Annotated in this window: 18 protein-coding genes; 12 read left to right on the top strand and 6 right to left on the bottom strand. The window is 38.9% G+C overall.

Translation table 11 applies throughout. The features are described from left to right. Positions 1–42: 42 nt before the first annotated feature. Positions 43–1,110, bottom strand: a complete 1,068-nt coding sequence (locus tag IEE83_RS19515) for a PLP-dependent cysteine synthase family protein (RefSeq protein WP_194122184.1) — start codon at positions 1,108–1,110, stop codon at positions 43–45. A gap of 188 nt (positions 1,111–1,298) precedes the next feature. On the opposite strand from IEE83_RS19515, the gene vapB reads away from it, so the two are divergent. Beyond that, a complete protein-coding gene (gene vapB, locus IEE83_RS19520; RefSeq protein ID WP_194122185.1) occupies positions 1,299–1,505 on the top strand; it encodes a type II toxin-antitoxin system VapB family antitoxin in 207 nt (68 codons plus the stop codon). Then, positions 1,506–1,892, top strand: a complete 387-nt coding sequence (locus IEE83_RS19525) for a type II toxin-antitoxin system VapC family toxin (protein WP_228101888.1) — start codon at positions 1,506–1,508, stop codon at positions 1,890–1,892. A gap of 33 nt (positions 1,893–1,925) precedes the next feature. Here IEE83_RS19525 and IEE83_RS19530 read toward each other — a convergent pair whose 3' ends face one another. Both IEE83_RS19530 and IEE83_RS19535 read right to left on the bottom strand, forming a co-directional pair. After that, positions 1,926–2,687, bottom strand: coding sequence for an MBL fold metallo-hydrolase (locus IEE83_RS19530; RefSeq protein ID WP_194122187.1), 762 nt, complete (start codon positions 2,685–2,687; stop codon positions 1,926–1,928). Positions 2,688–2,695: 8 nt separating this feature from the next. Further along, a complete protein-coding gene (locus tag IEE83_RS19535; RefSeq protein ID WP_090334913.1) occupies positions 2,696–3,073 on the bottom strand; it encodes a response regulator in 378 nt (125 codons plus the stop codon). 191 nt (positions 3,074–3,264) lie between these two features. Between IEE83_RS19535 and IEE83_RS19540 the strand changes: the two genes are divergently transcribed. The 6 genes from IEE83_RS19540 (at position 3,265) to IEE83_RS19565 (ending at position 10,489) form a co-directional block, all read left to right on the top strand. Then, positions 3,265–3,912: a DUF1684 domain-containing protein gene (locus IEE83_RS19540; protein WP_194122188.1), complete on the top strand. Its 648-nt coding sequence runs from the start codon at positions 3,265–3,267 to the stop codon at positions 3,910–3,912. 80 nt (positions 3,913–3,992) lie between these two features. Continuing rightward, positions 3,993–6,407, top strand: a complete 2,415-nt coding sequence (pheT, locus tag IEE83_RS19545) for a phenylalanine--tRNA ligase subunit beta (RefSeq protein ID WP_194122189.1) — start codon at positions 3,993–3,995, stop codon at positions 6,405–6,407. Positions 6,408–6,544: 137 nt separating this feature from the next. Further along, entirely contained in the window at positions 6,545–6,889 is a 345-nt protein-coding gene (locus IEE83_RS19550) for a hypothetical protein (protein WP_194122190.1), read from the top strand. Beyond that, positions 6,886–7,203 (top strand): cell division protein ZapA, encoded by a 318-nt coding sequence (locus IEE83_RS19555; protein ID WP_194122191.1) that lies wholly within the window; start codon positions 6,886–6,888, stop codon positions 7,201–7,203. Before IEE83_RS19550 ends, IEE83_RS19555 begins: the two co-directional genes overlap by 4 nt. 162 nt (positions 7,204–7,365) lie before the next feature. Beyond that, positions 7,366–8,937 carry a ribonuclease Y gene (gene rny / locus IEE83_RS19560; protein ID WP_194122192.1) on the top strand — a complete coding sequence of 524 codons (1,572 nt, stop codon included), beginning with the start codon at positions 7,366–7,368 and terminating at the stop codon, positions 8,935–8,937. A gap of 16 nt (positions 8,938–8,953) precedes the next feature. Further along, positions 8,954–10,489, top strand: a complete 1,536-nt coding sequence (locus tag IEE83_RS19565) for a sigma 54-interacting transcriptional regulator (protein WP_194122193.1) — start codon at positions 8,954–8,956, stop codon at positions 10,487–10,489. An 86-nt stretch (positions 10,490–10,575) separates the two neighbouring features. Here the strand turns inward: IEE83_RS19565 and recA are convergent, their stop codons facing one another. Beyond that, entirely contained in the window at positions 10,576–11,646 is a 1,071-nt protein-coding gene (recA, locus tag IEE83_RS19570) for a recombinase RecA (RefSeq protein ID WP_194122194.1), read from the bottom strand. Positions 11,647–12,142: 496 nt separating this feature from the next. Here recA and IEE83_RS19575 point away from each other — a divergent pair, with 496 nt between their 5' ends. The 3 genes from IEE83_RS19575 to IEE83_RS19585 all read left to right on the top strand — a co-directional run bounded on the left by IEE83_RS19575 (position 12,143) and on the right by IEE83_RS19585 (position 14,968). Then, on the top strand, positions 12,143–12,889 hold the full coding sequence (locus tag IEE83_RS19575) for an acyl-CoA desaturase (RefSeq protein WP_194122195.1): 747 nt from the start codon (positions 12,143–12,145) through the stop codon (positions 12,887–12,889). 230 nt (positions 12,890–13,119) lie between these two features. Beyond that, positions 13,120–14,157 carry an aminopeptidase gene (locus IEE83_RS19580; RefSeq protein ID WP_194122196.1) on the top strand — a complete coding sequence of 346 codons (1,038 nt, stop codon included), beginning with the start codon at positions 13,120–13,122 and terminating at the stop codon, positions 14,155–14,157. A gap of 16 nt (positions 14,158–14,173) precedes the next feature. Further along, positions 14,174–14,968 (top strand): DUF3108 domain-containing protein, encoded by a 795-nt coding sequence (locus IEE83_RS19585; RefSeq protein ID WP_194122197.1) that lies wholly within the window; start codon positions 14,174–14,176, stop codon positions 14,966–14,968. Here IEE83_RS19585 and IEE83_RS19590 read toward each other — a convergent pair. Both IEE83_RS19590 and dnaA read right to left on the bottom strand, forming a co-directional pair. Further along, positions 14,925–15,938, bottom strand: coding sequence for a GNAT family N-acetyltransferase (locus tag IEE83_RS19590; RefSeq protein WP_194122198.1), 1,014 nt, complete (start codon positions 15,936–15,938; stop codon positions 14,925–14,927). The genes IEE83_RS19585 and IEE83_RS19590 overlap by 44 nt on opposite strands. A gap of 15 nt (positions 15,939–15,953) precedes the next feature. Further along, on the bottom strand, positions 15,954–17,411 hold the full coding sequence (gene dnaA, locus IEE83_RS19595; protein ID WP_194122199.1) for a chromosomal replication initiator protein DnaA: 1,458 nt from the start codon (positions 17,409–17,411) through the stop codon (positions 15,954–15,956). Positions 17,412–17,649: 238 nt separating this feature from the next. On the opposite strand from dnaA, the gene IEE83_RS19600 reads away from it, so the two are divergent. Then, on the top strand, positions 17,650–19,029 hold the full coding sequence (locus IEE83_RS19600; RefSeq protein ID WP_194122200.1) for a methylmalonyl-CoA mutase family protein: 1,380 nt from the start codon (positions 17,650–17,652) through the stop codon (positions 19,027–19,029).

Here is a 19,029-nt window from a genome sequence, read left to right on the forward strand (position 1 = left end):
AGAGGACCACGGAGAAAATAAGAGGGACACAGAGCGTAAGTTCTAAATCGAATGGATTATTTGCTGATGCCTTGAAACTTCTTTTGAATACCCATTTATTTCAAGCCATTCCTCGTTATAATAGGTGTTCATATAACGCTCTCCTGAGTCACAAATTAAAGTCACAATTGAACCGGCTTCTCCTTTTAATTTCATTTCTTTTGCCAATTCCAATACGCCCCAGAAATTTGTTCCTGATGAACCCCCGACTCTTTTGTTTAGCAAAGTAGTCAGTGTTAACATGGCAGCAAAACTTCCAGCGTCAGGCACCTGAATCATATGATCCACAACGGTTCTTAAAAACGAGGGTTCTACGCGAGGACGACCTATACCTTCTACTCTTGATCCAATTTCACTGCAAATTTCCGGATCGTTATTTTTCCAGAAATCAAAAAAAACCGAGTTCTCCGGATCAACAACGCAGATTTTGGTAGCATGTTGTTCATATCGCACATATCGGCCTAGCGTCGCAGAAGTTCCTCCTGTACCTGCACCGGTTACAATCCATTTTGGAACCGGATGATTTTCGTATTTCATCTGGCGGAAAATAGACTCGGCAATATTATTATTTCCACGCCAGTCTGTTGCCCGTTCTGCGAAAGTAAACTGGTCCATAAAATGACCGTTTGTTTCCTGGGCTATTTGCCTTGAAACCTCATAAACTTCGGCAGGATGATTTATAAAATGACACCTTCCGCCATAAAATTCAATCGCCTGAATCTTATCGGGACTTGTTGATTTTGGCATAACAGCCACAAAAGGCAACCCCAAAAGTTTAGCAAAATAAGCTTCTGAAACTGCCGTGGATCCACTTGAAGCTTCAACAATGGTGGTCCCTTCATGCACCCAGCCATTACAAATTGCATATAAGAATAACGATCTGGCCAACCTGTGTTTCAAACTTCCTGAAGGATGCGTTGATTCGTCTTTGAAATAAAAATCGATATCAGGAAAAGAAGGAAGTTTCAAAAAAATCAAATGTGTATCCGCCGAACGCTGGTAATCCGATTCAATTTTTGAAATGGCATTTCCGATCCAGGACGTTTTGTCAATATGTAATGGGTGGCTCATTATAGGCTGATCGTAGACTTTGCGATAATTTACACAAAGATTACCGCTTAATTATGGAAAGCAAGTAGAGGAAGATTTATAATGTGTTGATGAATACCGATTGCGTCATCTCACATTTTGGAATAAGTAAGTATGAATTTTTTATCTTAATTTAATTAACTTTAATTGAATTTAAAGAATATTGTAAAATGTCAGAGATTCAACTAATAGAAAAACTAAAAAAATTACCGGCTGCCTATCAAAAGGAAGTTGAGGATTTTGTTGACTCCATTTTGGAAAAAAAAATCAATCTTCCTAAGATAGAGAAAAAGCGTACTTTGGGCTTATTGAAAGGAAAAATGAAAATGAGAGAGGACTTCGACGCTCCGCTGGATGATTTTAAGGATTATATGTAAATGCAACAATATCTTTTAGATACGCACACACTACTTTGGATGCAAGATGATAATAAAAATCTTTCTCCATTGGTGAAGAAAATATTAAGTGATGAACATTCGGAGCTGTATGTAAGCATTGCGTCTTTCTGGGAAATTACAATCAAATTACAATTGGGAAAACTAGAACTGGGATACACTATTGATGATCTGGTTAATGCATGTAACATCGCCAACATCATTATTATTCCTATTGAAATAGCCTCTTTGAAAGAATTACAATTATTACCTCCCATTCATAAAGATCCTTTTGACAGAATCATAATGGCATCTGCTATAAGCTTGAATTTAATTGTAATCACACTAGACGAATATATAAAGCAGTATGATTTGAAGACAGTTTGGTAAATTTAAACAAATCTATCTTCTACCTTCTTATCCTCACAAATCCAAAACCAACCCATCATAAGCCAGCCTCACATTCGGTGGCAATTCCTTCTCAACCTCAGCATGCAATCCAAGTCTGTGACTGATGTGTGTCAGATAAGCCATAGGCACATTGAGCTTATCAATTAATTCCAGTGCCTGTGAAAGTGTAAAATGAGAAAGATGCGGTTCTTTTTGAAGTGTGTCCAGAACTAAAACACGGGTTCCGGCAATTTTTTCCTGTTCTATTTCGGAAATATAATTCGCGTCGGTTATGTACGTAAAATCCCCAACACGGTAGCCATAAACGGCGAGCTTATAGTGCATCACTTCAATGGGTATGAACGTAACACCCTGAACTTCAAATGGTTCATTTTCGATTGGATGCAGCTCAAAATGAGGTACGCCGGGATATCGTTTTTCCTGAAATGCATATGCAAATTCCACCTGAATCTGGTTCAGTACTTCCTGCCGACTATAAAGTGGAATATCTTTTCCCTGACGATGATTGAAGGCGCGTGCATCGTCGAGTCCGGCAGTATGATCTTTGTGCTGATGTGTGTAAATAATGGCATCCAGATCTCTGACATTTGCTCTAAGCATTTGCTGCCGAAAATCCGGACCTGTGTCAATTACAAATGATTTTCCATGAACCTGAATCCAGACGGAGGTTCTGAGGCGTTTGTCGTGGAAATCAGTTGAACGGCAAACGACACAATCACAAGCAATAACAGGTACTCCTTGTGATGTGCCGGTTCCTAAAAATGTAATCTTCATGCAACAAATTATTCTGTCAAATGCGCAACCACTTCTACCAAACGGTCAAAGTTTAATGGTTTCATTAGCGCATCGTCAAATCCGGCTTCTTTAAAGTCTTCTTCCGAATAATTTTTGGCGTTGCCAGTTATCGCTACAATTGGTGTTTTGGCTTTGTCAGCATCCGCCAATTTTCTAATATTCCGTGCACACTCCATTCCATCCATCACAGGCATATTGATATCCAGCAAAATGATGTCAAAATCTTCCTTTTCAAGAAGCTGTAACACTTGTTCTCCATTCTTTACGGAAGTAATCTCATAGTGTTGAAATTCCAGAATCTTCCTTGCCAGATTTTGAATTACTGAGCTGTCTTCGGCAATGAGTACTCGTTTTGTGTAGGACATATAATGGATCAGGTATTGTTTTTTAATTATTTGGCAGGTGAATTTAGGTATATTTCATTCAACAACGCAAATTCCGCAGCCGGGAAGTTCCAAAATTATCATAAAAAAATAAATAATCCGGTTCTGATTTTTACAAACGCATATTTCAGGTGTAAGTTTGTAATTCTTTTTACTTTTTGATTTGCAAGATTATGTTCAAAAACAAAGTAATACGCTGGAGCACCCTGGCTATGCTTGTGGCTATACTGGCTTATTTTTTTATGGAAAATTTTAGCTCAGGCAATGCTGAGGCAGATAAAGATGATTTAATTGCCGCAAATCCGCAGCAATATATCGAGAAAATCACCCAGGAAAGAGTTTCAAAAGACGACCAGTTTCGTACCACAAAAGACTCCCCGATTCAGGATAAAGACAACTTTCACGGGCTTCATTATTTTGAAATTGATCCGGCATATCGGGTAAAAGCATTCATCACCCCTTATGAAAAATCGGACAAAGATCTCAAAGTTCCGTATACAGACGGAAGCACAACAACCTATGAAAAAATGGGTTATGCTAATTTTAGCGTAAATGGCGTAGCACAAAAACTTTTGCTGTTAAAAAATGAAGCTGTTATATCTGTTCTTTTCAAAGATGCAACCAGCGGAAAAGAAACGTATGGCGGCGGAAGATATCTTGACTACCCCGTTTCTAAAATAAAAGGAGATTCTCTGGTGCTGGATTTCAATACCGCCTACAACCCTTATTGCGTGTATGCTCCAACCTACGCATGTCCGGTTCCTCCCAAAGAAAATACTTTATCAGTAGCAATTCGCGCGGGAGAACAAGGAAATCATTAATTTTGTTAAAACATTAATCAGGAAATAAAGATAAGAGGTTTTAAACCACTTCTCACCTCGTACCTATATAAAATACCCGCATGAAGATCTCGTATAAGTGGCTTAAAGAAATAATTGAAATAACTGAATCTCCCGAAGAAATTGGTGTATTACTCACCGGAACTGGCCTGGAAGTAGAAGGAATTGAAGAAGTTGAATCCATAAAAGGAGGCTTGAAAGGTGTTGTAATCGGTGAAGTGTTGACTTGTGAAAAACATCCGGAAGCTGATCGTTTAAAAATTACAACGGTTGATGTTGGTTTGGAACAACCATTAAATATTGTTTGCGGCGCACCAAATGTAGCTTCTGGACAAAAAGTGATCGTGGCCACGGTTGGTGCAACTTTATATCCAACAGGAAGTGATGAACCCTTGGTTTTGAAAAAATCAAAAATCAGAGGAGCGGTATCAGAAGGTATGATCTGCGCAGAAGATGAATTAGGTCTTGGCGAATCTCACGCCGGAATTCTTGTTTTGGATACTGATTTGCCAAACGGAACACCGGCATCAGAATATTTCGGAATTTCTTCTGATTTCATGATTGAAATCGGGTTGACACCCAACCGTGCAGATGCAGCCTCTCATTATGGCGTAGCGCGTGATTTGAAAGCGGTTTTGAATCGTGAAATAAAGTTGCCTTCGGTTGAATCTTTTGCGGTTGAAAACCACAATTTGCCAATTACAGTAACGGTTGAAAATGAAGAAGCGGCGCCACGTTATGCCGGTGTTACAATTACCGGAATAAAAGTTTCAGATTCTCCGGAATGGTTGAAACAACGTTTGGCTACCATTGGAATTCGTTCAATCAATTCAATCGTTGATATTACCAATTTCATTTGCCACGATCTTGGACAGCCGATGCATGCTTTTGACGCTGATAAAATCACAGGTAATAAAGTAATCGTAAAAACGGTAGCGGCAGGAACTCCATTTGTTACATTGGACGGACAGGAAAGAAAACTTTCTGATCTTGATCTGATGATCTGCAATGAAACAGAGCCGATGTGTATCGCCGGTGTTTTTGGTGGACTTACTTCTGGTGTAACTTCAGAAACTACTTCAATATTTTTAGAATCTGCATATTTTTCACCAGCCTGGGTTCGCCGTACCGCGCAACGTTTTAGTTTGAAAACTGATTCTTCTTTCCGTTTTGAAAGAGGAACTGATCCAAACATGCCGCTTTACGCATTAAAACGCGCTGCACTTTTGGTTAAGGAAATCGCTGGCGGAACTATTTCTTCTGAAATCACAGATATTTATCCAAATCCTGTTGAAGATTTTGAAGTTAAAGTGAAGTATCGTCATATCGACCGTTTGCTTGGAAAGCCACTGGATAAGTCGTTAATCAAAACGATTTTGACAGGACTTGATATCAAAATTCAGAACGAAGACGAAATCGGTTTTACTGCGGTCGTTCCGCCTTACCGCGTGGATGTTCAGCGCGAAGCTGACGTGATTGAAGAAATTCTTCGTATTTACGGTTTTGGGCAGATTGAATTATCAGCCGGTTTAAGTTCTGATTTTCTTTCTGATTTCCCGGTTAACGATCCGGAGAAATTGAAAATGCGTCTTTCGGAATTGCTGGCGGCCAACGGATATAATGAAATCATTACAAATTCTTTAACCAAACCTGAACCGCAGGCTTCGTTGGGAGAAAGTGTTTTTGGCAATCCGGTTAAGATTTTGAATTACCTGAGTGAAGACTTGTCGGTAATGCGCCAGACTTTGATTTTCTCAGGCCTGGAAGTTGTTGCTTACAATGCAAACCGCCGTCAAAAAGATCTTAAACTTTTCGAATTTGGGAAAACCTATCATGAACTGAATGGAAAATATTCTGAAAAAGAACGTATTGCCCTTTTCATTTCAGGGAATTTCCAGGAAGAAACATGGCTGGAAAAATCAAGAGATGTAACTTTCCATGATCTGGCAGCTTCGGTTAACCAGATTTTGTCTGCTATGAAAGTGAAGAATGTTGAAAAAGAAGAAGCAGATGCTAACATCTTCCAGCAAGGAATTACTTTGACTTTAAATAAAAAGCCGCTGGTAACTTTTGGGTTGTTGAAATCTTCAATTACCAAAAAAAATGATATCAAATCTCCGGTATACTTTGCTGATTTTGACTGGGATTATTTGCTTCGTCAATATAATTATGCAGTTCAGTTTAAAGAAGTTTCCCGTTTCCCGGAAGTGAGAAGAGATTTATCACTAGTAGTTGAAAAGAAAATCACTTTTGAAGAACTTCGTCAGATCGCTTATAAAACAGAACGTCAATTATTACGTTCAGTAAATGTTTTTGATGTTTATGAAGGCGCAAATCTGGAAGGAAAAAAGTCTTATTCGATCAGTTTCATATTACAGGATGATCAGCAAACGCTGACGGATAAAGTAATTGAAAAGTCGATGCAGCGATTAATTTCGACCTACGAACGTGAATTGGGTGCAGTCATTAGAAAATAATGAAAAACGCTCCGTCGACCAACACGGAATTTAAGTGATATAATGGCTTTGTAAAACGTACAAACGATCTTAAAACCGGGCGGCAATCCGTCCGGTTTTAAATTTTAACTGCGGCTAGCTCCGCTTTCGTCAAAAAAATGGAAGAGCTCACTCCCCGAATGATTGAAAGAAAATTATCCGACTTGGAGAAGAAGTTGGACATCTTAATCATGACGAAAGAGAAACTAAGTTGGTCAGTTTCAGAATTACTACGTGAAAACTCGGAGCTGCGCAACAACAACAATGAGTTAAAAGAAGAAGTAAAAGAAATAAAGAAAAAATACACTACTTTGCAAAAAGACTTTAATAAGTCTAAAACTTTCGTTAAAATTGTCACTAGTAAACTGACACCAACAGGCGGTTTGTCCGAACTGAAAGAATCCGTTGAACGCTATATTGAAGAGATCGATAAGTGCATTGAATTGCTTGAAGATACCTTATGAAAAATAATCATATACCCAATCCCGATGTTTCAGTCTTCATTAAGATACTTGACAGAGGTTTTAAGTTGAGTGTTCCGGCTGACCAGGAAATATTTTACAGGGAAGGTTATGATACATTCATGGAACGAGTACGAATAATTAAGAATAAAGGAAAAGGGAAAGGTTACGACGATATCGAGGCCATAGCGCTTGCTTCTATTGAGTGCCTGGTGGCATTGCAAAGAAACCAGGTCGAGACAGAACGTCTTATGTCCATGTTCGATAACAGGGTGAATATTCTGGATGAGAAAGTTTCAGAAGGTATCCCTAACTAGTCAGTAAATTTCTGCCTTGCAGACAACCAGCAAGCTTGTTTGCAGTCATTTAAACTTTTTATTAATCGTAAAAGATCTCCTTATAACCGTAAAACACAGAAGTTCGGCATTTTAAAACGCATGTAGTCGGTAGAACCCAACTATTGTAAACACATTACTAAAATGTCAAATTCTTTAATTTTTATTGTCCTTCTATCTGATATCATCGCACTGGGTGTGGGGGTATTTGCAGGTAAATACATTTTCAAAAAGTCATTCGATCAAAAAGAAAAAGAAGCCCAGGACAGGGCTGCAGAGATCGTACGCAATGCCGAGCAATCAGCTGAAAATATCAAAAGAGACCGTATTCTCGAAGCAAAAGAAAAGTATCTGCGACTGAAAACTGAATTTGAAGAGGAATCGAACAAGAAAAGAGTAATTCTTCAAACCAACGAACAAAAGCTAAAACAGCGCGAACAAAGTCTTCAGCAAACGGTTGAGCAAAGCAAACGCAAAGAAGCTGAGCTGGAAACGCTTAAAAATAACTTAAACCATCAGCTGGAAACCGCTACTAAAAAGCGGGAAGAAGCAGAAAAAATGCTAAGTCAGCAAGTTTCCCAACTTGAAAAACTGGCTAATTTGACGGCTGATCAGGCAAGAGAACAACTGGTGGATGCCTTGAAAGCAGAAGCTGATACAAGAGCAGGTTCTTACGTGAAAAGTGCGATGGAAGAAGCCCGTCTTACTGCCACGAAAGAAGCTAAGAAAATCGTTATCGAAACAATCCAGCGTACAGCCGCGGAACATGCGATTGAAAACTGCGTATCTGTTTTCAATATTGAAAATGACGATATCAAAGGTAAAATCATTGGACGTGAAGGACGAAATATTCGTGCTTTGGAAGCTGCAACAGGGGTTGAAATTATTGTAGATGATACCCCGGAAGCGATTGTAATTTCCGGATTTGATCCGGTTCGCCGTGAAATTGCCCGTCTTTCTTTACACCGTTTGGTTCAGGATGGGCGTATTCACCCTGCACGTATTGAAGAAGTTGTTGCGAAAACGCGTAAAAATATTGACGACGAAATCGTTGAAATTGGTGAGCGTACCGTCATCGATATGGGTATTCATGGTCTTCACCCTGAGCTTGTAAAAATGATCGGACGTATGCGCTTCCGTTCATCTTACGGACAAAATCTTTTACAGCATTCGAGAGAAGTTGCAAAGCTTTGTGCAACTATGGCGTCGGAATTAGGGTTAAATACTAAACTGGCAAAACGTGCCGGTCTTTTACACGATATTGGAAAAGTTTGGCCGGAAGAATCAGATTTGCCGCACGCAATTCTGGGTATGGAACTTGCCAAAAAATTCAAGGAAAATCCGGAAGTATGTAATGCAATCGGAGCTCACCATGATGAAATTGAAATGACAAGTATCTTGTCTCCAATCATTCAGGTGTGTGATGCGATTTCAGGATCACGTCCGGGTGCCCGTCGCGAGATGATGGAATCTTACATTCAGCGTCTGCGTGACCTTGAAAATATGGCCATGTCGTTTGATGGTGTTGAGAAATGTTACGCCATTCAGGCTGGTCGCGAACTTCGTGTGATCATCGATGCCGATAACGTTTCTGATGAAAAAGCGGGTATGCTTTCTTTTGATATCTCGCAAAAAATTGAAAAAGAAATGCAGTATCCGGGACAAATAAAAATTACTGTAATCCGCGAAATGCGCTCAGTGGCTTATGCGCGGTAAACTAGCCTAATGATACATGAAATATTCAGAGCTGACAAGTACACAAACATTAGGCATTCATACGCTTGGTGAATTAAAAAAAGCTGGTTATGAATCCCGTTCTATCAAGCAGGAACTTCGGGATAACCTTATTGAGAAAATAAAAAGCAAAACAGAAGTTTTCCCTGGAATCTGGGGTTATGAAGAAACGGTAATTCCTGATGTTGAGCGTGCTATTTTATCGATGCACAACATCAATTTATTAGGGTTACGTGGACAAGCGAAAACGCGTATTGCGCGTATGATGGTAAATTTGCTGGATGAATACATTCCATATGTGAAAGACTCTGAACTTCACGATGATCCGTTGGCACCGTTATCCCGTTTTGCAAAAGATGTCATTGAAGAAAAAGGTGATAATACACCGATCGAATGGCTTCACAGAAATGAGCGCTACACAGAAAAACTGGCTACACCGGACGTTTCTGTGGCTGATTTAATTGGTGATGTGGATCCGATCAAAGCGGCAACTTTAAGATTGCCATATTCTGACGAGCGCGTTATTCATTACGGATTGATTCCACGTTCGCACAGAGGAATTTTTGTAATTAATGAATTACCCGATTTACAGGCTCGTATCCAGGTCGCTCTTTTCAATATTTTGCAGGAAGGCGATATCCAGATCCGTGGTTTTAAATTGAGATTACCGCTGGATATTCAGTTCGTATTTACGGCTAACCCGGAAGATTATACAAATCGTGGAAGTATTGTAACACCGTTGAAAGACCGTATTGAAAGCCAGATTGTAACACATTATCCGAAAACGCTTGAAGTAGGTAAGAAAATTACTGAGCAGGAAGCCAGTGTTAAGAAAGAGCAAAAAGAGATCGTTAAGGTTAACGAATTGATCAAAACTCTGATTGAACAAATTGCCTTTGAAGCGAGGGAAAGTGAATATGTGGATAGCAAAAGTGGTGTTTCAGCGCGTTTGACAATTTCTGCATACGAAAGTCTTTTAAGTGCTGCGGAAAGAAGAGCGCTAATCAATGGTGAAGATTCTACCTATGTGAGGATTTCTGATCTTTATGGCGTAATTCCAGCAATTTGCGGTAAGGTTGAATTGGTTTATGAAGGTGAAGTTGAAGGACCGGTCATCGTTGCGCAAAACCTGATTGGAAAAGCAATACGTACTCAATTCCTGAATTATTTCCCGGATCCGGAAAAATCCAAGAAAAGCAAGATCAATCCGTTTGCGAAAGTGATCGAATGGTTTGGCTCAGGAAACGAGATGGAAATGATCGGCGATATGCCTGATCGCGAATACATCGCCCGTCTCAAAACCATAGACGGACTGGATGATTTCGTGGATATGCTTAGTGCCTATGGCGATTCTAATGAAAAACTTTTCATGATGGAATTTGCTCTTCACGGTATGGCTGAATATTCACTAATCGGAAAACAATCACTTGACCAGGGAATCAAATTCCAGGATCTTGTGAGCAGTATGTTCTCGGGACCTGATGATGAAGATTTCGATTTTGACGATGATGATGACGAAAAAGGAAGATTTTAAATCAAACTTTTCCATATAAAAGTAAAGCCCTCCGGAATTTCCGGAGGGCTTTACTTTTATATGGAAAAGAATAATTTCCCTAAAAATTACTCAGGAGATCCTTCGTCAACAATATTTGGCTCCAAAGTATCAACCAAAACATCTGGCTCGTGGTTTACTTTCGCACGAACTTTTGCTTCCAGCTCATCCATCAACTCAGGATTATCTTTGATAAGCGCCTTTACCGCATCACGGCCTTGTCCAAGACGATTTCCCTCATAGCTAAACCATGAACCTGACTTTTTAACAATTTCAAGTTCCACAGCAAGGTCAATGATCTCCCCTACTTTCGAGATACCTTCGCCATACATGATGTCGAATTCAACTACCTTAAATGGAGGTGCAACTTTATTTTTTACAACCTTAACACGTGTACGGTTACCAAGAATCTGGTCAGCACTTTCTTTAATCTGACCAACACGGCGAATATCCAAACGTACGGAAGCATAATATTTCAATGCATTACCACCCGTTGTCGTTTCAGGATTACCAAACATCACACCGATCTTCTCACGCAGCTGGTTGATGAAAATACAGCAGCATCCTGTTTTGTTAATTACACCGGTAAGCTTACGTAACGCCTGAGACATCAAACGAGCCTGTAGACCCATTTTACTATCTCCCATTTCACCTTCAAGCTCCGCACGTGGTACCAAAGCTGCAACTGAGTCAATTACGATTATATCAACCGCACCACTGCTGATCAAATGCTCAGCAATTTCCAAAGCCTGCTCACCATTGTCAGGCTGCGATATCAAAAGATTTTTTGTATCAATACCAAGCTTTTCAGCATAAGCACGGTCGAAAGCATGTTCTGCATCAATGAATGCTGCCAGTCCGCCTCTTTTCTGTGCTTCTGCTATACAATGCATTGACAATGTAGTTTTACCAGAAGATTCCGGACCGTAAATCTCAACCACACGACCACGAGGTACTCCTCCTACTCCCAAGGCAAGATCAAGCCCAAGAGAACCCGTTGAAATAACAGGAATATCCAACACCTTGGTATCGCTCAAACGCATTACAGTTCCCTTACCGTAAGTTTTGTCAAGTTTTTCAAGCGTTGTCTGAAGTGCTTTTAATTTGTTTTCTTTATCCGTTGTTGTTGGTTGTGCCATAAAGCAGGACAAGTTGATTTAGTTTGTACATAAAAGCGGCCTTTTGTTCGAAAACCGCATGAAATCACTTATTTGACAAGTGTAAATTTACCCCTTTTTAATGAAACTTAAAAGATAAATCCGCTCGCATAACGTATTATATATTTAAGTTTAAGAAAGCCGAAAACTGCTAACAGATAAACTCAGTAACAAAGATATGATATTTTCCGTATCAATTAAAATATTATGCAAAAAATTTATAACATAATATCAAAGAGACGTTTAGTCTCCAAAATCTGGTTGATTTGGCACAATTTATTCATCTTAATATCAAAAATAAATTTGGGCCTAACATAAATATTTGATACTCTAAATCAATCAGAAAAACGTATCCTGAAATCGGGTATTCATTTCCAGATGAAAATCCTTTATAAAAATGATTTTCATCATCTTTCTTCGATTACAGACCAAATAACTTTGTCGCATTGAAACAAATTGTTATCTCGGATCTTCTTAAATGTTCATATTAATCTTTTTTATTGCGCATTGGTACCTTTCGTTGTTGATGCAAACTTTTTTCCTGCATCGTTACGCGGCTCACAAAATGTTTACGATGAGCCCGGCCTGGGAAAAATTTTTCTATACCGCAACATGGATTTTTCAGGGTTCTTCTTTTCTTAGTCCATATGCTTATGGGGTAATGCACAGACTACACCACGCCTACGCGGATACAGAGCTGGATCCGCATTCACCAAGTTTCTCAGATAGCATCGTCGATATGATGTGGAAGACGAAAAATTACTATAATAAAATTGTCCATAAAACGGACTCGATAGAACCCAAATTCAAAAAAGGAGTACCGCACTGGGAATTCATGGAAAAACTTGGTGACTCGTGGATTTCCAGAATTGGCTGGGGGCTTTTTTATGTGGCTTTTTATATTCAGTTCGCAACAGCCTGGTGGATGTTTTTATTACTTCCAATTCATTTTTTAATGGGACCAGTGCATGGTGTGATTATCAACTGGTATGCGCACCGCTACGGATATGTCAATTTTAAAGTTGATGATACGGCGAAAAACCTGCTTCCTTTTGATTTTCTTATGATGGGAGAATCTTATCATAACAATCACCATAAATTCGGCGGCAGAGCCAATTTCGGATTTAAATGGCACGAATTTGACCCTACTTATCCCTTTATTCTAGTGCTTAATAAATTAAAAATAATCCGTCTCAAATCGAATAATGATTTGAATTATATGTGATCAATTATCCTCCTCAATATTTAAAGTTTGTGCGTCGTGGTAACTTTTGCCACGAATGCACAAATTTTTCAGGAATTGGATAAAAGGACCTTTTTACTTTCAAAGTCTGATACAGTTATTAAGAAATTGTAATACCGTAAATAAACTAACAGCTTTTCTCTATTTTTGTTTTATCGAAAAAGGCCGGTTATATTAACTGGCCTTTTTCATATCAACAAAAGAGAAAATCTGTGATCAAAAAAATATTTCTGGGTCTTTTAATATTCCTGATCCTGCTTGGTTTCTATTATCACGACCTGGTGAGTTACGGCTGGATGCAGGCAAAAGGCCAGGTTACCATTCTAATGAATGTTCAGGATGTTGAAGAGGTTCTGAATGACCCTGCATTTCCCGATTCTTTAAAATCAAGAATCCGTTTAATTGAAGAAATCAAGCAATTTGGTGTTGATTCGCTCGGTTTGAGTCCATCCAAAAACTATACAACTTTTTATAATCAGCACGGGAAACCGCTGATTTGGGTCATTAACGCTTCCGACAGATATCGTATCAATGCTTACAAATGGTCATTTCCAATTATTGGTACATTTCCATACAAGGGCTATTTCGACTCAACACGAGCAGTACGGGAGGAAAAAGTTTTAAAACAGGAAGGTTTTGATACGGATATTGGTGAAGTTTCAGCCTGGTCGACACTTGGATATCTTAAAGACCCGATTCTTTCAAGTATGCTAAGGCGACGGGAAGGAAGTCTTGCCAATTTAATTCTTCATGAGCTTACCCATGGTACGCTTTTTGTCAAAAACGATCTTGAATTAAATGAAAACCTGGCCAGCTTTGTCGGTGATTTGGGAGCAATCCGCTTTTTGAAACAAAAATATGGTCCGGAGTCGAAAGAACTTCGTACATATGAATTTTCCAAAAAGTATAATGATGCCTATTCGCAGCATGTGCTTCGGGGAATTTCAAAACTGGACAGTTTGTACGGCACTTTTGAGAAAATTAAACTGGATACCTCAGCAAAAGATATTTTGAAAAATCAGGTTATTTTAAAAATACTTAATGATGCCGATACACTGTTTGCAGACAAAAAAGCGTTGAAAACCAAAAGCAGATGGGATGATAAAAATTTGCCTAATAACGCTTACTTTATCAGTTACCAAACTTATAAATCAAAGCAGAATTTATTTCGAAATGAATTTGAGACAAAATTCGGAGGGGATTTCAAAAAATATTTATCCTATCTGAAAGAAAAATATCCTTCTTTATAGTACTACAACGATATTTATGAAGAGATTGAAAATTACGATTATTGCAGTCTTATCACTTTTAACAGTGCTGGCTTTCAGGCAATTTGAACAGAATAGAGTTATCGTAAATAAAAGTTTCAGTTTTGGTGAAAGAGTAGAGTACCGGGTTCATTACGGATTTATCAATGCGGCTGAGGCCAAAGTTGAAATTGCAAGAAACCTGTCAATCGTTAACAATCATCCCTGCTACAAGATCAATGTTACGGGAAGGACTGTTGGCGCCTTTGATCTGATCTCCCGTGTTCGTGACAATTGGAGGTCCTATGTGGATACGTTGTCGATTGTTCCGCATATGTTTTACCGCAGCATACAGGAAAATAAATACCGGAAAGAGGAAACTGTGGTTTTCAATCACGATAAGGATCAGGCGATTTCGACAATCAAGGAAGAAACCAAAGCTTATAATACGCCCAAAAATATCAACGATATTATCAGCGGCTATTTTTACCTGCGCACGATAAATTTCGAAAAAATAACTTTGGGAGAAGTAATAGAAATCCCGACCTTTTTTGATGGTGAGGTTTATAAACTACGTATCAAATATGCAGGAAAGGATGTGATCAAAACGAAATTTGGCAAGATTAAAGTTTTGAAATTAAATCCATTAATCCCTGACAATAAGCTATTTAAGGGAGAAGGCGCAGTGAAATTATGGGTTTCGGATGATATCAACAGAATTCCGCTTAAAGCAGAAGTTGAACTGGCAATCGGCTCTTTGGAAATGGATATTAAATCTGTGAAGAATCTTCAGACGGAGCTTCAATGGTATTAATTAATTTTCGTACCCGCCAGTTTTGAATTTGTTTGAGAGGAAATGGCAGATCATTTTTCCTGACAGAGAAATAGGGAATTGGATCCGCTCCAAAGCTTTTATAAAAAGAAGCAATTGATTTTAACTGCGGACTTTCAAAGTCAAATGTGATTGGTCTTTCCGAGTTGGATTGAAAATAATGATCAAGCAAAATCGTTCTTGCGTTTCCCCGCCTACCAATTTCATCGGCCGCATTGAATAAGAAAATAACCTTATTGCCAGTTCTTACAAAAAGTACTCCTGCATGAACTGTGCCTCCTATTTGCGCATAAAGAACTTCTATGGCATCACGCAGTTTTAAACTTGCCACCATATCAGATAACATGGTATAGGCTTTATCCGAAACTCCGCCATTGATACCGGAGGCATGATGTTCCTTAAATAAATGGATAAGCAGCTCGATATCTTCACCCGGACTAATAACCCATTCAAATCTTACACCCCGTTTTAAATTCGCTTTTCTGTCAGAAGAATATTTCGCCCAAATTTCAGAAGATGAACCAGATAAGGAAAGCCAGAAAGTATGGTTTTGTCTTACTTCAAATTTGGAAAACTGATGTAAAACGTTTTGAAGAAGGGATGAATTATCAGGATTGAAATGGTAAGCAGAGATGTAGGAAAAGCTAGAAGACAAACCTTTCAAAAACAGATCAAGCTGTTGATCTGTAAGATTTTCAATTGAGAAAAGGCCAAGATATTGGCAAAATAAAGGTTGCTGGACAACCTCAATATTCCATTTGCGCTTAATTGGCAATGGCATTACTATCTGATAATTGTCTGTGGAAGGCCAAACTAATGCTTTCCAGTTGTCGCAAACAATATCCAGATACCAACTGAAACCATAAATTACGCTTTGTCCGGATTTTGCAATCAGCTCATTCCAACGTGCATCGTTTATTTCAGAGCGTGAAAGCAGGATTGGCAAAGTCATGGACTTAATGACCTCCTACTTAAAATAACTGCGTAATTTTTGCAAAGTCTCCTCCACATCCGGCGTTTCTCCCATCAGCAAATTAACACTCTGGATCGAGTGGATTACCGTACTGTGATCTCTTCCTCCAAAATGATAACCGATTGATTTCAAAGGCAAATCTGTATACTCTTTGGCCAAAAACATAGCAAGCTGGCGCGGATAAACCACTTCTTTTTTCCGGCTTTTACTTTTCAGATCAGCGATTGTTACTTTGAAATAATCCGCTACAATTTCCTGTATCGTATCAATCGTAACTTCTTTATCCTCGTTCATTACGATGTTTTTCAGCGTATTTTTCGCCAGTTCAACATCAATTTCACGACGGGTCAATGAAGCCTGAGCCATCAACGAAACAATCACACCTTCCAGCTCACGAACGTTTGAATTCACACTATGGGCAATGTATTCAATTACGTCGTAATTTATATCGATTCCCTCAGCCTGGATTTTCTTTTGAATGATGGCAATACGCGTTTCAAAATCGGGCGTTTGCAAATCTGCTGTCAAACCCCATTTAAAACGTGAAAGCAAACGATCCTGCAATCCCTCCAATTCTCTTGGCGGACGGTCGCTGGTCATAATAATCTGCTTGCCTAACTGATGTAAATGGTTGAAAATATGGAAGAATGTATCCTGAGTCTTTTCCTTACCTGATAAAAACTGAACGTCATCAATCGCCAGCACATCCACTTTCATGTAAAAATCAGTGAAGTTCTGAAGTGTATTATTTTTGATCGAGTTAATAAACTGGTTGGTGAATTTTTCAGAAGATACATAAAGTACCAGTTTATTGTCAAAGTGGTTCATGATGTAGTTACCGATCGCTTGAACAAGGTGTGTTTTACCCAGCCCTACGCCGCCGTACATCATCAAAGGGTTGAAGGATGTCAGACCAGGACGCTGAGCCACGGCAAAGCCCGCAGAACGCGCCAGACGATTACAATCTCCTTCTATAAAATTGTCAAAAGAATAATTCGGATTCAGATAGGTATCAAGATTCATAGAATCCTGATCTTTCACATTGTTATTATTCGAACCCATTCTTGGGTCCGTAGCAAAATTATCAGGCTTGGAATATTTTGGCGACTTCACAGTCGACACGTTCATGGTCAGGGGCTGGTGTTTTTCATTCCCGGTATCAACAATGATCGAGTACTCCAAAAGCCCGTCGCGGCCAATCGCGTAATCCAATGCTTTTCTTAGAAGATTTACGTAATTATCTTCCAGCCATTCATAAAAAAACTGACTAGGTACCTGAATCGTAAGGACTTTACCATAGATTTTCAGTGGTCGGATTGGCTCGAACCACGTTTTAAAACTCTGCTCAGGAATATGCTGCTGAATCACCCGAAGGCAACTATCCCATATTTGGTCTACTTCTCTATGTGCGGTTACTCTTTCCAATGTCAAACTTGCGTAATCAGATATCATAAATCAAAAGGACGGCAAAGATAAGAAAATAGATGGTCTCTGCAGATAAACCAGTGTTGAATTTAAAACCATTCCGAAGGAATATCAAGCCCGAAAATAAATCCATTGGAATAATCCAACGTATTGACGCCCAATTTCCTGTCTGGTAACATACGAATTGAAAAAATGTAATACCAAATTTGTAGCTTTGCCAGCCTGCCTTACCAGTTAAAAAAATTGTTCTGTCAAATTGAAAATTATGTCAAAATTGCATTTTTCAGAATTCAATTCTTCTCAAAAAGAAGCATGGAAAAAGCAGGCTGAAAAAGAATTGGGAGAAAATAAAACGAAAATTGGCAGCTGGGAAATTGCTTCTGATTTATTTGTAGATCCCTATTATACAGCGGAAGATGTTGACAATGAGCAGATCTCTAACCTGCAAAAAGCTCAGAAAAAAATACCGGGCTGGCTCAACATACCTTTCATTTCTTTTGACAATGCCTGGGCAACCAATACCAAAATAAAATCTTCTTTGGAATCCGGAGCCGATGCGGCAATTCTTGATCTGAAAGAAACTGATCTGGTAAAATCAGAGCTCTCCAAAACACTGCACGGTATAAGACTTAGTGAGACAGCCATTTTTTTTCGTACCACAAATAATTCTGAAAAATTATTTAAAGAAATTCCTCGCGGAGCCGGATATTACCTGAAAGGCGGGATTTATAACGACCCTTTGGCAAACTGGATGCATACCGGAAATGATTTTCAGGAGGCTCAGAAAAATATTTGTAATGTCCTTGAAAAGACAAAAATGATGCGCGAATTCCGGCCATTGATGATTGAAAGTCACGTGTTCCATAATGCAGGCGCTAACGTCGTTCAGGAATTGGCTTTTTTACTCGCTTCAACCGTTCACTATCTCGATAAATTAACGGATGCCGGGATTTCTCCGCTTCATGCTTTAAACCGTTTTTTTTACTCTGTTTCTGTTGGAACCGAATATCTTATTGAAATAGCCAAACTCAGAGCTTTAAGGTTTTTATATCGAAAGATCAGCCGTGCTTATCAGATTCCGGACGAGCTTTGTCATGTATTTATTCACACGCAAACTTCTTCATTTTATGATTCAGCATATTCGTCTGAAAATAACCTCATACGCAATACATCCGAGGCTATGAGTGCAGTCACTGGCGGATGTGATGGATTGACTGTTATTCCATTGGATAATGCTTCGAATTTATCTACTGAATTCAGCGAAAGAATTGCAAGAAATATTTCTTCTTTGCTTGGAAATGAAAGTTATCTGAGCGCCGTTGCCGATCCCGCCGCAGGTTCTTACCAACTGGATATGATGTCGCTAAAAATCGCTGATGCAGCCTGGAAATTATTTTTACTAACCGAAGAAAAAGGTGGATTGATTCCCTGTTTCCAGAATGGTTTTATCCAATCTGAAATTGAAGATTCATGGGAGAAAAAAATCACAGATTTCAATAACGAAAAAGTTATGATCGGTGTAAATAAATATAAAACCAATGAAAAAATTGATGAATCCCAGTCTTTTGATACATTGGAAAATAATAAGGCAGATTCTAAGCTCTTGCCAAATAGAAATTTACCAACAGCGATTTTGAGGAAATAA

The sequence above is a fragment of the Dyadobacter subterraneus genome, from assembly GCF_015221875.1.
Taxonomy (GTDB): Bacteria; Bacteroidota; Bacteroidia; order Cytophagales; family Spirosomataceae; genus Dyadobacter; species Dyadobacter subterraneus.